General features: G+C 34.8%; 13 protein-coding genes. 3 read left to right on the top strand and 10 right to left on the bottom strand.

Annotated features, from left to right (window positions below):
* Positions 1–93 precede the first annotated feature (93 nt).
* Positions 94–3,321: a hypothetical protein gene (locus PZ898_RS11075; RefSeq protein WP_277695508.1), complete on the bottom strand. Its 3,228-nt coding sequence runs from the start codon at positions 3,319–3,321 to the stop codon at positions 94–96.
* A 155-nt stretch (positions 3,322–3,476) separates the two neighbouring features.
* On the opposite strand from PZ898_RS11075, the gene PZ898_RS11070 reads away from it, so the two are divergent.
* Together PZ898_RS11070 and PZ898_RS11065 are read left to right on the top strand one after the other, a co-directional pair.
* Positions 3,477–4,250, top strand: a complete 774-nt coding sequence (locus PZ898_RS11070; RefSeq protein ID WP_277695507.1) for a T9SS type A sorting domain-containing protein — start codon at positions 3,477–3,479, stop codon at positions 4,248–4,250.
* A gap of 156 nt (positions 4,251–4,406) precedes the next feature.
* Positions 4,407–5,216 (top strand): T9SS type A sorting domain-containing protein, encoded by an 810-nt coding sequence (locus PZ898_RS11065; RefSeq protein ID WP_277695506.1) that lies wholly within the window; start codon positions 4,407–4,409, stop codon positions 5,214–5,216.
* A 63-nt stretch (positions 5,217–5,279) separates the two neighbouring features.
* Here the strand turns inward: PZ898_RS11065 and PZ898_RS11060 are convergent, their stop codons facing one another.
* The 8 genes from PZ898_RS11060 to PZ898_RS11025 form a co-directional block, all read right to left on the bottom strand.
* Positions 5,280–8,102: an aminopeptidase gene (locus PZ898_RS11060; RefSeq protein WP_065119727.1), complete on the bottom strand. Its 2,823-nt coding sequence runs from the start codon at positions 8,100–8,102 to the stop codon at positions 5,280–5,282.
* Between the two features lie 53 nt (positions 8,103–8,155).
* The gene (pyrF, locus tag PZ898_RS11055; RefSeq protein ID WP_120232887.1) at positions 8,156–9,535 is read right to left on the bottom strand and encodes an orotidine-5'-phosphate decarboxylase; all 1,380 of its coding nucleotides are present in this window, start codon (positions 9,533–9,535) and stop codon (positions 8,156–8,158) included.
* Between the two features lie 122 nt (positions 9,536–9,657).
* Positions 9,658–9,999, bottom strand: coding sequence for a DUF1232 domain-containing protein (locus tag PZ898_RS11050; protein WP_062676251.1), 342 nt, complete (start codon positions 9,997–9,999; stop codon positions 9,658–9,660).
* An 82-nt stretch (positions 10,000–10,081) separates the two neighbouring features.
* Positions 10,082–10,621 carry a TlpA disulfide reductase family protein gene (locus PZ898_RS11045; RefSeq protein WP_062676250.1) on the bottom strand — a complete coding sequence of 180 codons (540 nt, stop codon included), beginning with the start codon at positions 10,619–10,621 and terminating at the stop codon, positions 10,082–10,084.
* Between the two features lie 8 nt (positions 10,622–10,629).
* Positions 10,630–11,193, bottom strand: coding sequence for a thioredoxin family protein (locus tag PZ898_RS11040; RefSeq protein WP_062676249.1), 564 nt, complete (start codon positions 11,191–11,193; stop codon positions 10,630–10,632).
* 17 nt (positions 11,194–11,210) lie between these two features.
* Positions 11,211–12,281, bottom strand: coding sequence for a chorismate synthase (gene aroC, locus PZ898_RS11035; RefSeq protein WP_062676248.1), 1,071 nt, complete (start codon positions 12,279–12,281; stop codon positions 11,211–11,213).
* 50 nt (positions 12,282–12,331) lie between these two features.
* Positions 12,332–13,966 carry a hypothetical protein gene (locus PZ898_RS11030; RefSeq protein WP_277695505.1) on the bottom strand — a complete coding sequence of 545 codons (1,635 nt, stop codon included), beginning with the start codon at positions 13,964–13,966 and terminating at the stop codon, positions 12,332–12,334.
* 55 nt (positions 13,967–14,021) lie between these two features.
* On the bottom strand, positions 14,022–14,573 hold the full coding sequence (locus PZ898_RS11025) for a glycine zipper domain-containing protein (protein WP_277695504.1): 552 nt from the start codon (positions 14,571–14,573) through the stop codon (positions 14,022–14,024).
* Positions 14,574–14,925: 352 nt separating this feature from the next.
* Between PZ898_RS11025 and PZ898_RS11020 the strand changes: the two genes are divergently transcribed.
* Entirely contained in the window at positions 14,926–15,366 is a 441-nt protein-coding gene (locus PZ898_RS11020; RefSeq protein ID WP_277695503.1) for a hypothetical protein, read from the top strand.
* Between the two features lie 453 nt (positions 15,367–15,819).
* Here the strand turns inward: PZ898_RS11020 and PZ898_RS11015 are convergent, their stop codons facing one another.
* A complete protein-coding gene (locus PZ898_RS11015; protein ID WP_062676243.1) occupies positions 15,820–16,653 on the bottom strand; it encodes a glycosyltransferase family 2 protein in 834 nt (277 codons plus the stop codon).
* Positions 16,654–17,324 lie beyond the last annotated feature (671 nt).

Genomic DNA, 17,324 nt, shown 5'->3' with positions numbered 1-17,324 from the left:
AATGATTGTTTTGTTTGGAAATTGGAGGATAGTAAAAGACTTTAAATAGTGAATATGAGATTTGATTGACTCCCCACTTCCAGTTGTCCACAATTAGAAGCTTGCTTTTACCTGCATACTTCCGATATGAATGGTTCGGTCACCGGAGTTTCTTCCTTCGTAATTAAGGTTCAGTTGGATAAACGAGTTGATAGCCTGTTGGATAAACACACTCCACACCTGGTTTTTTCCAGGTTTAAGCCCATCCAGCATCTGGTTTCCTACGATACTGAAATTGTTTCCTGTAAAATCGTTATTGATAAATGAGAAGTTTCCACGGATAGACGTTTTTCTTCGCTCCCACTGGATGGTTCCTGTAACATCAAAAGCCTTAAGGAGTTCTTCGCCATCCAATCTTTGTTTCTGACGGAAAGCAGAAGATAATTCAGCCTGAATGGCATCGGTGAATTTATACGTTGCTTTAGGCTTGGTTTCAAAATTATTCAGACGATAATCTCTTGTTTTAAATAACTGTGAAGAGTTTTGGATATCATGAACCGAGTTTTCCCAATCCACTCTGAATTCTTTATTGAACCAATATCCTATGTTCAGGAAATGAGAAGTCTGTTCACGTTCTTCATTACTGAAATTGGCATTGATGAGATTATCATTGGTGATAAATCTGTAATTTCCGTTCCAGCCTGATTTATCAGTTGGATTAAACTGTACGGAAGCAAGAATATTCTGATTTTTAAGGATTTGGTCACTGTTCTTTTCAAAAGGATTCAGAACAAGTACTTTTTCCTTTTTGTAGAATGAGTTTTGAGAATTTAATGAAATATTAAAATTCCAACGTTTTAAAAATCCATTCTCAGAGTTGAAAACAATGGCCGGATTGACAAACAAGGCCAATTGCAGTTTATTTTTATTGGAAGGAATATAGCGTACAGAATTAGTATATACACGGATGTATTGCGCAAGATCGGAATATTCGGCAATTTCAAATTCGTCCAGCTGCTGAACGCCGTCTCCGTTATAATCGGTCCATTTATAAACACCTTGTCCGTCCGTTACTTTAATGTACTGAAATTCTCTCTGGGCTTCCTGTCCGTTCCCCAATTCATAGAAAGCCTGAAGACGCATACCGTTTCTGAAAAGCTGTTGATTGTATAAGATATTTCCAACAACAAAATCATTATTACGGGTTACTTCACCTTCTGCACCTGAGTAGAAGAATTTTCGGTAGTGAATTAGAGCATTTAAACTGGTTCTTTCAGTCTTGATAATCTGACTTTCAGCCATGATCCCCAAAATATTGTTCATATTCTGAAGTCTGTTATCGCGTACTGAGTCATTATCTCTCATATATACTTTCGCCAATAATTTGGTTCTTGTACTGTCACCTATTTTCTTCTGCAAAAATATTTCTTTCCAGCTGAAACTTGTGACATCCAAAAGCTGGGTATCATTGTACTTTTTCTCGTTATGCTCCATGCTTCCACCAATGGCCCAGCTTCCTTTTTTACCGGTAAATTCTGTTGAAACTCCACCACGGATGAACTTTGTATCCTGAAGAGTAGCATTGGTACTCAGATAAGACAGATTCCCTTTCGTAAAGAATTTTCCCGTCAGCCAGCCGAAATCAAGGTCATTTTTAATCCCTTTGTAAGAATCCTGTTCATTCAGGTAATTGATGCGGTAATTCAGTGTAGATTTATTATTCCATTTATTGAGGAAGCTGAAGGTAAATCTATTTTGGGTCTTTTTATTGAATTCCTGGGTAAGGTTGAAATCTCTGGAGAATTCCACATCATTAATACGATCAAGGATATGAAACTGTCTGTCTATATATTGATATTCAAAACTTGGAGTTCCTTTCCATGTGTTCTTTGTGAAGCTTTTATTTCCATAAATACGCCATGCATACCCCATGTTCTGATCAGAATCTTTTGATGAAAATAAGTTGACATCATAGTTACTCAGAGAGATATCAGCACCTATTTTTCCTTCATTTAACAGATATTCTGAGTTCAGAGAGTATACCTGCGATTTCTGAGGAGAAGGAAGTTTTCTTACGGCTCTGTAATCTCCGCCATTAGGGCCTACATATTCAAAAACACGTCCATTGTTAGTGGTCTGTGCTATTTTATAGTCTCCCTGATTAGCTCCGAAATAAGTAAAAGATACCTGATAAAGCGTTAAACTGGAATCCGTAGAATATTCATAAAAATTTCCTGCAGGACTTAATTTGTATAAAATTTTATTGACATCATATTCCGTTATCACTCCTGAAGGAGCATACATCAGGTCAGGATTATTTCCAGCTTCTGCAAGAATTTGCTCATCTTCTTTAGATAGATTTAAAGAAAGCGGAGCATTCTTATTATCATTTTCCATAAACCAGTTGAATCCCACTTTGAATTTCTCTCTCTGGTGCTCAAGCTTTCCTGTAAACAAATACCTTGAATAATTTCTATTGGCGTAGTTGTATGAAATGGTGATGAAATTCTGCTGGAAAATAGGACGAAAACTGGTAAAGGTAACTTCACCGGTATTGTAATTGATAATATAATCCTGGTTTTCACCGCGCTTCATTAAGATTCCATCAATAAAAACCTGTTCAGAGCCAGAGATCAGCGTAATAAATTGTTCACCGTTCTTACCCGTCAGACGGTAAGGTCCCTGATTACCTTCAACCCCCTGAAAACGTATTCTGTGGAATTCACTTCGGGCAACACCTGCAGAGATATCTACGAATGTCTTATTCTCTTTACCGAATTCTGTCTGGAACTGAAGTCCCATACTTCTTCTCTGGTATTTGGCAAAATAATTCTTAGCTTCTACAAGATCAAGATGTCCTGCTCTAAGGATAGACTTATCTTTAATATTAAGCTGCATATAGATTTTGTCAAACTCCTCTAAAGTCTGGGTATAACCATCAGCCTGTATGGGCAGGTTATGATCTGAAATACTCGCTAAAATCGTTACATCTTTTGACAAACGTCCGGAAATCTGAAGATCCATAGAACTTTGTACAGATTGCCCCTGATTATTACCAAAAGTAATCCCTCGGATAATAGAACCTTTTGAATTAAGTTCTCCTAAAAATCTCTTTTTATCATTCTTGGCCAGTACGGCTTCATCAATAATGATCTTATTATGCGTTCTTATGAAATCAAGAGTGTCCTTTGCAAAGATGTCCTGTTCCAGTTTTGCTGCAAGAATACTGTCTCTTTTGATGCTGTCCTCCGGAACGTTGGGATTTTTCCACGAAAAGACCTGAGCATTTCCTGAAAATATGCCTAAGAAGAATAAAACGAATAGAATGACAAAATTCCGCAACTTTTAAAAATAATTCGTAAAAATAATTAAAAAATGTTAACATTAAGAGATCAACTATAATTAACAAAAACTTAACCTCTTTATTGTCCTCCCAAAAAAAATAGAATGTAGTTTTGTTACGGAAAAAAAATTATTAATAACAAAAAATTTAAATCATGAAAAAACTTTATTCGTTATTTGCTACAGTAATGTTAGCAAGTGGAATTTTTGCACAAACAGTCTTCAGTGCTACATTTGATGATGTAACAGGAACAGGAGGAAATGATGGTGCTTGGAGTGGAGGCATTGCATCAAGTGGATTTGCTGATGGATCCAGCTCTTATACAACTGGCGGAAACTGGACTTTTACTAAAATTTATAAAGGAAACGGATGTCTTAAGGCAGGTACAAGTAGTCTAAAAGGGTCAATTACTACTCCAACTTTTAATTTAACAGGATCAGCTACGTTAACATTCAGAGCAGGTGCATGGGACGGGGCTAGTGAAAAAAGTACTTTAAATATATCTGCAACAGGTGCTACTCTGGATCAGGCAAGCGTAACTATTGTAAAAGGAGCTTTTTCTAACTATACCGTAAATATTACAGGCGCTACCGGAGCTGTAACTCTTACATTTGAAGGATCTGCAGCTGCCAATAACAGATTCTTTATTGATGATATCATTGTAAGCACAGGAACTCTTGCTGTTCTTGATACTAAAAATGTAAAATCAGCCAACTTTGTAAAGAACTCTTTCGTTAAAAATAACGAAATCGTTTTCGGATCTGATGTAAAAGACGTAAAAGTGTTCAATATGTTCGGACAACTTGTAAAAGAAACTTCAGTAAAACAAAACGAATCTGTAAGTGTTGCTGAATTGGCAAAAGGAAACTATATCGTTACAGGTACAGTAAACAATCGACCGGTTTCTCAGAAAGTACTTAAAGACTAATCTTTTATTAATAAAAATATAAACAGCCGCTTCAACGAAGTGGCTGTTTTTTGTGATTGTTTGCTGATTTTTAAGTTTTTGTATCCTATATATTTTTTAATTTGGTGGTATTGTTTTTGATGTTTTATTTTTAATCCATTTCTTAAAATTATTACAATGAAAAAAATCTTTACTCTTGTTGGACTTACTTTACTAACTTCCTTTTCCAATGCCCAGATTGTGATTAATGAGATCTATGGTGGAAATGTCAATTCAGGGGCTGTATTGAAGAATAATTATATCGTCCTTAAAAATATCGGAACTAATTGGGTCTCTTTGACAGGAGCAAGTATTCAATATGCTCCGGCAATAGGTGCTTTTACGGAATATCATACGCTGCCGGATCTTACTTTAGGGCCGGAAGAAACCTACTTAATTCAGGAGTCAGCAATTGAAGGAGGTATTGAAAATCTGCCAACACCGGATTTTATTGCCACCCAAATAACTAATTTTGACGGAACGCCTAATCCATCTTCAGGGCTGAAAATTTCCAGTGTGTCAGGAAAAGTAGCTTTAGCCGGAAATATAGTGCAGGTGACAGGGCCTTCTGCATCCAATGTACTGGATTTTGTAGGGTACGGATCCAATGCTGATCAGTTTAAAGGAGAGGGGCCAGCTCCTTCTCCCACAACAACTACAGCTATCAAAAGAACTTTGGTAAGCAGTAACGATAATATGGCAGACTTTTCTCTTGAAGGAAGTGTGAAATCTGGTTTTGTACAGAATCCATTCATAAAAGACAGTAAAGTAGTGTTCGGAACTGAGGTGAAAGATGTGAAAGTGTATGATACATTCAGGCAGGTCGTTAAAAAATCACCGACGAAACTGGCCTCCACTCTTGATATTGCTGAGCTTCCGAAAGGAACTTACATTGTCACAGGAACGATTAATAATATTCCTATATCGCAGAAAATTATAAAAGATTAGTTTTAAATAAGAAAGGACAACCGATAACAGGCTGTCCTTATTTTTTATTTTTCAGAATCTTACTTAATACCAGCCTCTTCTCGCTGCATTAATTATTGATCCGAGATTAAGAATTAAAGTGTATCTGATACGCTTTCCATAATCTTTGAATGAAGGTTCAAAACCTAAAGAAGACTGTATCGGGAAATATACTTCCAGAAAATCCGGGATGATTCTTACCTTAACTCCGGTGTCCCAAATGAATTTGGCAGGAAGATCTTTGTTTTTATAAACTCCGGCATCTGCATATACGTGGAATATTTTCCATACGCTTGAATCTACATTGGCAGACGTAATCCATTGATTCACTGTTCCCGGAAGAAAAGATTTAAAACCACCATCAGCCAATATAAACTGCTGGGAAAGAAGACCGCTGCTGGCACTTTCTCCTAAAAGCGTATAAGAGAATGAATAGTTGGAAACCCTCGAAATTCCATAATCGAAAAGGTTATTTCGGGTGTTGTTTCTTAAGAAGTAACCGGCAAATAAACGTAAGCTCAGCTTTTGTTTAGGAGCAAATTCCCATCTGTAGAAGCCTTCAGCTGTTATTTTATTGAAATCTTCCATTCCCTGGGTACTTAGGCTGAAGCTTTTTTCATGAATCATCTGGCTGTCGCTATAACCATATCCAATACTCCAGAGGTTATATTTGCTGTAATCGTTATTGGCAATCATTGTAGGGCTCAGATCCCTTTCAAAATAATTATAGGAAACTCCCAGACTTCTGCTTACTGTACTTCTTGGATTCTTTCTGAAGTTGATAGAAGATGATATTGAGGTTTTTCTGTAGGCCAGATCATAATCATAATGGAAATAAGATCCTGAGAGTCCAAATGTCAGACTTCGGATAATGCTTTCTGCAGGCAGAATAGAGTAGGAGACAGCTCCTGAACCGGTTAGTTTACCTGTTCCTGTGCTATAAGTTGGAGTCACCGAATACAAAAATTTCTGATCAAAGAAAGACTGATTTTTAAAATTGGCTCCCAAAAGAAATTTATCATACGTATTGTTGAAACGTACCCTTGGGCTGATGTAAATTTCATTGTATTCCGGGTTGGGAATATCTTTTATTAATTTAAGTTTAATTTTTTTTGCATTGGAAAATAATCCTTTCGCATACAGGAAGTTGTCCCTGTAATTGGATTCAGGAAAGATATAACCACTATTTAAGGTGGTTTTGTAAATATTCTCTGATGCAGGAAGTGACAGGCTGGTGGTACGTTCATTTTCCTCCGTATCTATCCAGTACGTTTTCTTTTCTCCTTCTCTGGTTTCCGTTTCCAGTTTTACGGGAATAGAAATGTCTGTATTTCTTACAATTTTTATTTGCAGAGAGTCATTGTCTTTTCTAATGTTTTTCAATTTAAAATCAACCCTGTTTTTCTGTTTAAAAAAGTTGGAGAGATAGGCTGTTGATGTATTGTTTTCAGCAAGGGAAGAAAGGAATTCATCAGGATTAATTTTTTTTCCGGAATTCTGAGAAATATAGTTTTTTAGAATCCCATTGAATGGTTCATATCCCATTTTGTCGGCCGAATAATTGAAAAGACTTCCTGTTTCAAAGCTGCTGATAGCCATATCATTGAAATTACTCAGAACAGGGAAATGTTCATCAATTTTCTGATCAAGGTTCTGCAGCATAATATACTGATAGGAAAGTCCGTAGCGGTCCAGAAGTTTTACTTTGGAGGCATGGAATAGCTTTAAAGGTTTAAGCCCAAAGATTCTTGTCTCGGGAAGTGTCCCTAAAAGTTTCGTATCAGCGTAGAATTTTTTGAGGTACTGAATTTCAAGATATGATTTTAAACCATTTTTAAACCAATGGTCTTTTTCTTTATCTGCAATAACGCCTTCGTCAAGAATTTTCTTAGCAATGATCCCGAAATAATCCATATCGGTTTTTTCGGTCTCGGTAAACAGGCGGAATCTGAATTTCCAGAAAGTAATATCATTATTCCCGAAAAAGTCTTCTTTAGCTCGGAATTTATCTGAGATAAAAATACTTTTCGGAAGATACCCGATGCGTTCCTTGATAAATTTTAATTGTAAAGGAAGATAAAACTCCAGGTTTTGTTTTTCTTCCGGTTTAAGATTATAACCAAACTTGATTTGGATTTCATCTCCATCAACATTGGTTTTGATGGATTGAAATGCTGTCGGAGAAATCAAAAATTCAGGATCTGAGTCAAGGTATCCCTTAAATGAATTCATTTGAACCTGTGGAAGATTTCCTTCAACAAAATTATTAACAGGAAGATCAAAATTGACGGTCCAGAAAGTATTAAAACTTACCTGTTCCTCAATATCGTGATAGTTTCTTTTGGAAATATTGTCCGGATCAAAATGATCCGGAACAATAAAGAAATATTTTAATAGAGTATTCTGTGCAGATGTTCCGTATCCCGTAAAGTTTTTATCGGGAAGCTGCATCCTGTATTGCAACTGTAAAGTGACGCTTTCGCCAGGTTTTAATACATTTTTCAGAGGAATAAAAAGATTTTCATCTGAGAGTGTATTGACGGGAAGGGCTTCATTGTCAGAATTTTTAATATTCAGTTCCAGAAGTTTTCCCAATTGGTCATTTTTTGCAAAATGCAAATCATTATTCCGGTCTTCCAGTTTTCTGTAGACTAAAGAAGTTCCCCGTTTATTGTACGCGGCGACCCAATTCAGGAGTTTTACGGTTTGAAGGTCTTTTCCGGAGTGATTGTAATAAACAATTTCCTGGCGGACATCAAGGTTCTTTTTGTCAGGAGACAGTTTTGTTTCAATGTATATACTGTCTGTCTGTGCAGAAACCTGTACAACTCCACATAACAAAATAAGGCAAAGGCTGATCTTTTTCAAATATTCGTGATAAAGCTCAAATATAACTTATTTTGTATATACTTTATAGTATTTTAACCTTGAATTGCTTTTTTTTCCAAAGAATTAATATAAGCATTCCATCCCTCTGTTTTATAAGTGATGGCAGATGCTTCAGGATCATTGGATTTGTAGATTCCTCTTCCTACGATGATAAAATCTGTGTGCAGTGTTTTGAAAACATGTTCCGGTGTGTTGTACTGCTGTCCTTTGCCATCTCCTGAATCTGCAAGGTTTACCCCAGGAGTGAACAATAGCAGATCCTCAGGAATTTTATTCTGAGATACACCACCAATTACATTAGGATGAGATAAAGCTACTTTTAAAGCTTCTTCACGATAGCTGGCTGTTGTTAAAGCACCTTTTGAAGACATTCCAACGATGGCTACCACTCCTACATTTTTGAAACAGTCTAATGATTCAAAACCTCCGATCACCTGAGAAGTTACAAAATCTGCCCAATCTGTAATTTTGAAAACTCCGCTTGTGAACTGAAGCTCCTGTGTATTTCCGATATCAGCAAATTTTCTGTCTTCCATGAGTAAGAACTGGTGTTTTGCTGCAATAGCTTTTAAAGGAGTGATGGTTTTTTCATAATCAAAATCAGAAATGATATCGATATGTGTTTTTAAAGCAATAACGTGTGGCCCTACTTTTTCAGCAAGTTCCAATAGCTCCTGAGTGGTTGTAACATCAGCAGAAGCAATAAGGTTTGATTTTTTTGCTAAAGCAGTTTCCAGTAATTTTTTGGAAACGGAATGCTGTGTCACCTGAAGTTTCTGTTCATAAGATGATCTGGTTTCTTCTTCAAACTGAATGTGGTTCCCTTGAAGGAAATCCTGAATTCTTTTTACTTCTTCATCTGACAATTCACCTGTTTCCTGAAGAATATTGCATACTTCCGAAATATTGAAAAGAGTATGTACTCGATATCCTTTACCTTCCAATAATTGTTTCCCTCCCTGTTCTCTGTCAAGTACCACCACAATATCAGAAACTTTAAGATCTTCCTGTTCTATTTCAGGAATGGTTTCCAGCAAAGATTTTCCTGAAGTGATCACATCCTCTACCAAAAGACAGTTTTGTCCTTTCTGGTAAATTCCTTCAATCAGCTTCTTTGTACCATAGCTTTTCGCTTCTTTTCTTTTAATAATTAATGGAATATAACTTTCCAGAGACATTGCAGTAGCCATAGGAAGAGCAGCATAAGGAACTCCACAAATTAAATCGAAATTATCCAACGGAAGCATTTCCAGTAAATAATTAGCAAGATTTTTTAAAATTTTAGGATCTGAAGCCAAAGGTCTCAGGTCTACATAAAAAGGACTTTCAATGCCGCTTTTCAGGGTAAACCTTCCGAATTTGATGATTCCTAGTTTGTAGCACTCTAAGAAGAATTCTTTTTTACTTTCCATTATTTTTTATTAGATACTGCAAATTTAAGGAATTGAAATAAGGCTTAAAAATTTATCGTCCATTTGTCAACAAAAAACCATCCCGGATTGGCCGGGATGGCGTGAAAAAATATAATAAACTATTATTTTACGATTTCAGCATCAATGACTTGAGCACTGCTATATTTCTGCTGGGCTTCCCACAATAAAAATTTGTCAACCTCTTTGATAAGCTTAGGAATGGTAAGTGACAATACTGCCAGGTCATCCATAACTCCAAGAACCGGTATTACAAATTCAGGAAGCAGATCAATAGGAGAGAGTACATATAAAATTCCAAGTAAAGGAAGAATAATGTCTATGGATTTCATTGGATAAATTCCTTTTCTCCACATTTTGACCATTCTGAAAATATCAGGGATCTTTTTGATAAAGCCCTTATGATTGATGGCTTCTTTTGCAAGATTTAATTTTGAATATTTCATTTTGTGTTTGGATTAATAAATTTTTCAACGCTATAAAATTCGCAAATCCTGTACCAACAAATTATAAAATTTAGTTAAAATATTATTTGATAATATTGTCAATAAACTGATGCACAGTCTCTGTGTTCCAGTCTTTTGTAGCATCCTCTTTAATAAGGATTCTTCCATGTTTATCCAGCAGGAAAGTGGTAGGAAATACCTTTGGAAGAATTTTTTCGGAAATAGGACTTTGAGCAATATATACAGGAACGGTATAATTATTTTCTTTCAAAAACTTTCTTACATCCTCTTCCTTATCATTCATGGCAATTAAAACAAAATCAACATGATCTTTTCTTGTATCATACAGTTTCTGAATAGAAGGCCATTCTTTTCTGCAAGGCGGGCACCATGTTCCCCAGAAGTTGAGGAAAACCCCTTTGTCCTTAAAATTCTTAAGGTTGGTGCTCGGTGCATTAATTCCTTTAAGCTCTATATCATAATCTTCTTCGCTGATATGAACCGCATTTTCAATGGTGGCTACCGGAAAGAATGTATCCTTAAGAAAATTCCTTATTCCCGGTACAAATGCAACAACGCCAATGATTGCTATGATTACAATATAAATAATACTTTTTTTCATATCTATTGTTATAGAAGATCCAAAATTTCCTGAACAGCATCTTTTCCTCTGTTTTTGGCATAATAAATCTGCAGATCATTATAGAAAGTATCTTTTGGATAGGCTTCAGGATCGGCTTTATATTTCATCAGAAGTTCATAACCATATTTAGGACGTGGACCCCATGAATTTTTCACATTCAGGTCTTTGTCAAGGATAAGTACTTTCGGAATGGATTCTGTACCGTTCGTTAAAAATTGGTTGATTAAACTTTTATCACTGTCTCTCAGGAAGACTCTTACTTCATTGTGTCCTTCAAAAAATCTGAAAAGAGCAGGTACTGTTGCACTAGCATCTCCGCACCATGCTTCAGAAATGATTAAAATCTTTCCGTCAAAGTTTTTGGCAGCCAGTTCTTTCAGCTGATCTTCATCCGGAACGTATTTTTTTACCGTTCTGTCCATTCTCTGAAGACCCAGCTCGTAATATTGTTTATAGTCAGCCTCCTGTTGGTTGGCAGGATTTTCTAATCTTTCTTTTGCAATCTGAAGATATTCTTCAAACGAAATTCCTTTATCCCAGTAATTTTTCATTACCAAAAATATTTATGTTAAAAATTATTGATATTTCTTGTTTTGTTGATCAAAAACAGGTCTGCCAGTACAAATGCCGCAAGACTTTCCACTACAGGAACTGCTCTTGGAACGACACAAGGATCGTGACGTCCTTTTCCTTCTACAATGACTGGATTTCCGTCTTTATCAATACTGTCCTGAGGTCTCAGAATAGTAGCTACAGGTTTGAAAGCCACACGGAAATAGATATCCATTCCGTTGGAAATTCCACCCTGAATACCTCCGGAAAGGTTAGACTTTGTAGTGAAATCCGTATTGAAGGCATCATTATGTTCTTTTCCTGTCATTTTAGCTCCGCAGAAACCGCTTCCATATTCAAACCCTTTGCAGGCATTGATATTCAGCATTGCTTTTGCCAGCTCAGCCTGAAGTTTTGAAAAGATAGGTTCACCAATTCCCACAGGAACATTTTTAATCACACAAGTGATGGTACCTCCGATTGTGTTTCCTTCTTTTTTGATCTCCTTGATTCTTGCAATCATCTTTTCTGCCGTCTCAGTATCCGGACAACGAACATCATTGCTCTCTGTTTGGGAGAAGTCTAAAGCCTGATAAGGCTTTTCACAGAAAATATCACCTACGGAAGAAACGTAAGCATTGATCTCAATGTTGGGTAAAAGTTGTTTGGCAAGGGCTCCTGCCACTACCCAATTCATTGTTTCTCTTGCAGAAGATTTTCCGCCACCACGATGATCCCTGAAACCAAATTTCTGGTCATAAGTAAAATCAGCATGGCTTGGACGATATGCGCCAGCAATGTGATCATAATCTTTCGATTTCTGATTTTCGTTTTCAATGATAAAACCGATGGGCGTACCTGTTGTTTTGCCATCAAAGATTCCTGAAAGAAACTTTACCGTGTCGCTTTCCTTTCTTTGTGTAACGATTGCCGACTGGCCAGGTTTTCTTCGGTTCAGTTCATACTGAACTTTATCGAGATCTACCGTTAAACCTGCCGGAAAATTATTAATGATACCGCCATAAGCCACTCCGTGACTTTCTCCAAATGTTGTAAGACTAAGAAGATTACCTAATGTGTTGAACATGATACAAAATTACCTTTTTTTCTTCAGATAATAAAGTTTCTGGATTTGTTCTATTTATCATTGTTTTTGATAGTATTGATAACCTTCTGGGCTTCCTCTTTTTCTTCAGAAGTCATTTTTTTCGGGATAAACCCTTTTTTAATATCATTTTTATCTGAAAGCTGTGGAAAAATACCTGCATTTACATCATCAAAAAGATAAGCCGGAGTAATTGCAGGAAGTGGAGTATCAAAACTATAGGGGTAATGTTGAGAAACATTAAACTTTAAATTCCCTACTTTAAATCTGTCAAACCGCTGATATTCATAGGTTGAAGGTTTGTATATCTGCTCTTTTTCAAATCCGGCCATAAAACTTCCCACCCGGAAACTTGGAATATATTTTTGAATAATTCCCGGAAAAGATAATATTGAAATAAAGAATAAGCTAAGTGTTGAAAAGACAATAATGGATTTTTTCTGATCAAAATAGTCGTAAAATAAAATAAAGGATATTGCAAAAAAGACATCTGTAAAAAATCTGTACTGGGCTGAAAATGCAAGAACTATTATACTTTTTATCAACAATGAAATGCAGATCAGGGTGATAAGTTTTTTCTTTTTTATCCAGGCGAATACTATGAAAATAATTAAGCTCAGAATAAAGATAATATTGATTTTGGATTTTATTCCTTCCAGAGAAAACCAGTTTTTGATATAATCCCATGTTGAAAAATTTTGGATTTCCTCATAGGTATACTGCATATCATAGGTTTTCATGATCGCGAACTGAGAAGAAATTTTTAAAACTTCGGAATTGGGCTTCCAGGATAGCCCCAGATCTCCTATTGCTATAGGAAAGACAGGATATCCGAATGTCCAGATATTTTTAACGAAGAATAAAAACAGAATTGAACTCCCTAAAAGAAATTGTTTAAAGTTGCTTTTAAAAATAAAAACAAAGTTTAAGAAAACCAAAATAGGAAGCCATATCATCGTAGGTTTTATGGTAAAGACAAAAACTGAAAATGCAAAGAGGAGCGTGATATTTCTGTTTCCAGCTATAATTTCATTTAAAATAATCACAGAAAAGATAATCACAGGAAGGTCCGGGCTAGGAGACTGTGAAAACTGTAATAAGATGGGCAGAAAACAAAGATGTATCCAGTTTTTCTTTTCAATACTATACATACTGTAGATGATAAGCAGTATGGAATTGATTCTTAAAAATGGATCAGAAAAATTCGAAAACCCTGCCTGAAAAATATGCCACACAGACATTTGTCCTAAGGTGAGGTCTATATTCGAGATGCCTTTTATAAGTCCATATTCTGTAAGCCATTTCAATGTAGGAATATAATACCCAAAATGATCCAATATATAAGGATAGAAAGACCCTGCGAATATAACAGTCAGAGAACTTACACTTAATATTATAAAATCCTTTTTTGAAAATTGACGAAAGTCCTGATAAAGTTTATTTATAAAGAAAGAAAATAGTCCCAATAGTATTGAAGGTACTTCCACCTTGATATTTAAGGGAATAAAAAAAGAAATCACTGTCCATATAATACTGATTCCCATAATTCCGGCTAAAATTTTTCCAGAGATACCCTGAAATAAAATTCCCCATATATTTTCCATGATCTTTCCCCAGCCCATCAGGGCAGGAATGATGAAAATGGAAGAAAACAGAATCATTATCATAAAAAAAGATTGCTTAAAAGTAAGCAATCTTTATATTTTATCATTAAAATATTTATTAGCGGGGTTGTACCCTTCCGTCTTTTCTATCTTGTGATCTACCAATGGTATATCCGGTTGCACCACCTACAACACCTCCGATTACAGCTCCTAATCCTCTGTTTTTCTTAGCAACTATGGCTCCGACAGCAGCTCCACCTACAGTACCAATGACGGTCCCTTTGGCAGCTTTACTCCATCCTTTTTTCTGAGTAGTTCCCTGTGATGTACCACTTCCGTTATTGGCATAACTTCCGTTGCTGCTTCCTGAGCCAGAATTAGAGTTTCTGTCTCTATATACTGTTCGTGTTTCTCTGATTACCTGTGGTTTTGAATTATTTTCAGCAGCAGCTCTCGCTTTTTTGCTTTCTGATACACTATCTGCTTTTTTCTGCGCTTCATATACCATTTTTTCCTTTTCAATAGCCAGTTTTTGTTTTTCTATTTCAAGTTGTCTGGCCTGAAATTCAAGTTTCTGTACTTCCAGTGACTTTTCTGCAACACTGTCATCTTTCTTGCAGGCCGTCATTAAAAAGACGGATAAAAAACCTGCTAATACTATCTTTCTCATAATTCAAATTTTAATACGATAAAGCCAAAATGACTTTGATTTTAATTCTATTTTCAATTATGAAGCCAAATTTTAGTTAATAAGTGTTAAAAGTGATAATTAAAAAGAGAGTTAATTTTATATAATGATCAGTTTTGTACTATTGATGGTAGATTTCAAAGGTTGAAAAATAAAGGTTGATTATTTTAGGTTGTATGATTTTTTAGGATAAAAAAAAATAAAGTAAACATTATACATATGCTTTCAATTTTCTTTTTTTCTTTTTAAAAGTATTTGTAAATTTTATTTCATTGATAGTTTTTATTAAATTCATATAAGTTGAGTATTTTTGAATACCAAATTACTTTTTAATATGAAAAAATCAATTTTTACAGTATCAGCATTTATTGGATTGCTGACTGTTACAACATCGTTTTCCTCCAAGGAAATAACAGAACCCCATAAAGGCAGTTCAGAAATAGCTGATAAATCACCAATAACTCAGACTTATAAGATCCGGTATGGCCTTCTTTCTAAAAACGGAACAAAAATTCTGTCAGGAAATTATGATGTAGGAAGTTTCCTTGCAGAAAATATGACGACCGGAGAAGTGTATGATACATATTATAGTGGCGGATTTCAATCTGTTCCACAATATTATAATGGTCTTCCTGCGGGAACTTATACCTTTTCGGCAATGCAGGGACAAGGAGGATGGGTTGGCTATGCAACAGTAGTTGCAACAGTTTCTGATGCACAGGTAGATTCTGATGGATATATTACCATATATATTCCGATCATTTGGGAAGAATAAGCCTTGTGAGCAAACAAATATTTAGCTAAATTTACCCATCCCAGAGATGGAGATATTTTCAATCATTCAATAATTTTATATGGTTTTTAGATTGAGTATAACCTATAAAGCATTTTCGTAATGCGGATTATTTTTGATTATTCTTCGGAGGGCTGCTTGATTCTAATATAAAGTATTCATTCTTCTGTTGTGATATTGTATTATATTTTCTGCTTAGAAAATGTAAAATATATTGATGATGCTGAATGATTCTACAATATTCTGTTTGGATTTTTCTAAATAGATTTTTTTCATCATTTGTGTTTTTTAGGCCTCCTGACGGAGGCCTTTTCATTTTATTGCTTTTTATGATTTTACGCATATAATAATTGTTCAAAAACGGATACTTTTATTACAAACAATTTCATTCCATATTTTATAATCAAAGGCTGCTCAAATAGAGCAGCCTTTGATTTATATATTATCTAAAGTAACTTTTATTTTACTCATGATGCGGTGCATTCTGTTGGTTTGGTAATTCAGAAGATTAAAAATTTCATTTGAACTGGTAAAAAACTCAGGAACTATTTTGTTGTTAATGGTTTTTATTCCCCGTCTTTTCATCGTTTCATGGATTACTCTTGCAAAAGAATCTTTTGCACTTTGTTTTGCTTTATCCTGAGAAATTCCATTGGAATGGAGTCGGTAGAGATACAAAGGTTCTTTGAGGTATTTTACTTCCCCCTGCTCCAGTATTTTCAGATAAAGATCCTGATCTACCGCATTTTTCAGATTCGGATTAATTCCTTTAGTTCTTAAATAAATCTCTCTTTTAAACGTGAAAAAGTGGGCAAACTGAATAGGATAGTTGAAGAAATAGCGATTGTTATAAATTTGTTTAGTACCTGTATAGATTTTTTCCGGAACAAGGTCCTCGTTGCAAAGTATCATTTGAGAATATACGGCAGCAAGATCATCTCTGTCTGTAAATTCCAGTGTTACTTTTTCCAGTGCCTCAGGATGAAGAGCATCATCAGGGTCAAGATACGCACATAAATCTCCCTGAGCATATTTCATGCATTGGGCTTTCGTAGATCCACAGCCTTCATTAAGAACATTATGATAAAGCTTAAAGCGGGAGTCATCTTTGATCAGAGACTCTATAATTTCAACCGAATTGTCTGTAGAAGCATCGTCAATAATTATTACCTCCCAGTTTTCATAGGTTTGATTGATTAATGAATGATAGCACTCCTTGAAATACTTTCCATTATTATAGTTTGCTATAAGTATAGAAAAATTTGCCACGGTCTTTTTGAATTAATAGTATAAAATTATAAAATAATATATAGGGAAAACATAACTTCAGTCATTATATATTTGATTTTTTTTTCTTATATTTTGCACACCAGAGAGTGTGTTATGTTTTTTTAAAGAATAAGATATTTCACCCCGATAACCATTATCATGTAGATTTTGATTATTGTCTTTTTTTGAGAAATAAAGTGTGTGGCCTGAAAATTCCGTATTTAAAAGAAATAATAATTTTATGATTATACTCATAAAATAAAAAAAAAGACTGGTATATCTTTGGCTAAGAATTAATAGATAAAATAATTTTTATCTCTGATATAAAATTTTTTTTCATCATTTGTGTTTTTTGAGGCCTCCATTTTTGGGGGCTTTTTATATGAAGGATTGATATGATCTTTTATATCATGATGATTAATATTTTTTTTGATGGATGTGGCGAGTGTGCCAATTTGTTATTAGAAATACTTTTTATGGCAGATCAGCTCTTTTTAATTTTTTTTATGTCTTGAATGTAAATTTTTTTTTATTAAAATGTAAATTATTTTTTTTTTAATACTTTTGCCAGAGCATTAGATTTATCTGAAATTATTAAAGGTAATTATGAAGAGGTTTTTAAACGATCAGTAAAATCTGTTTTAAATGTTGAATTGGTGAAAATTGTGTCA

The sequence above is a fragment of the Chryseobacterium sp. WX genome (assembly GCF_029542485.1).
Classification (GTDB): Bacteria; Bacteroidota; Bacteroidia; order Flavobacteriales; family Weeksellaceae; genus Chryseobacterium; species Chryseobacterium cucumeris.
Note: the sequence above shows the minus strand (reverse complement) of the source record. Positions and strands in the feature narration are given on the sequence as shown.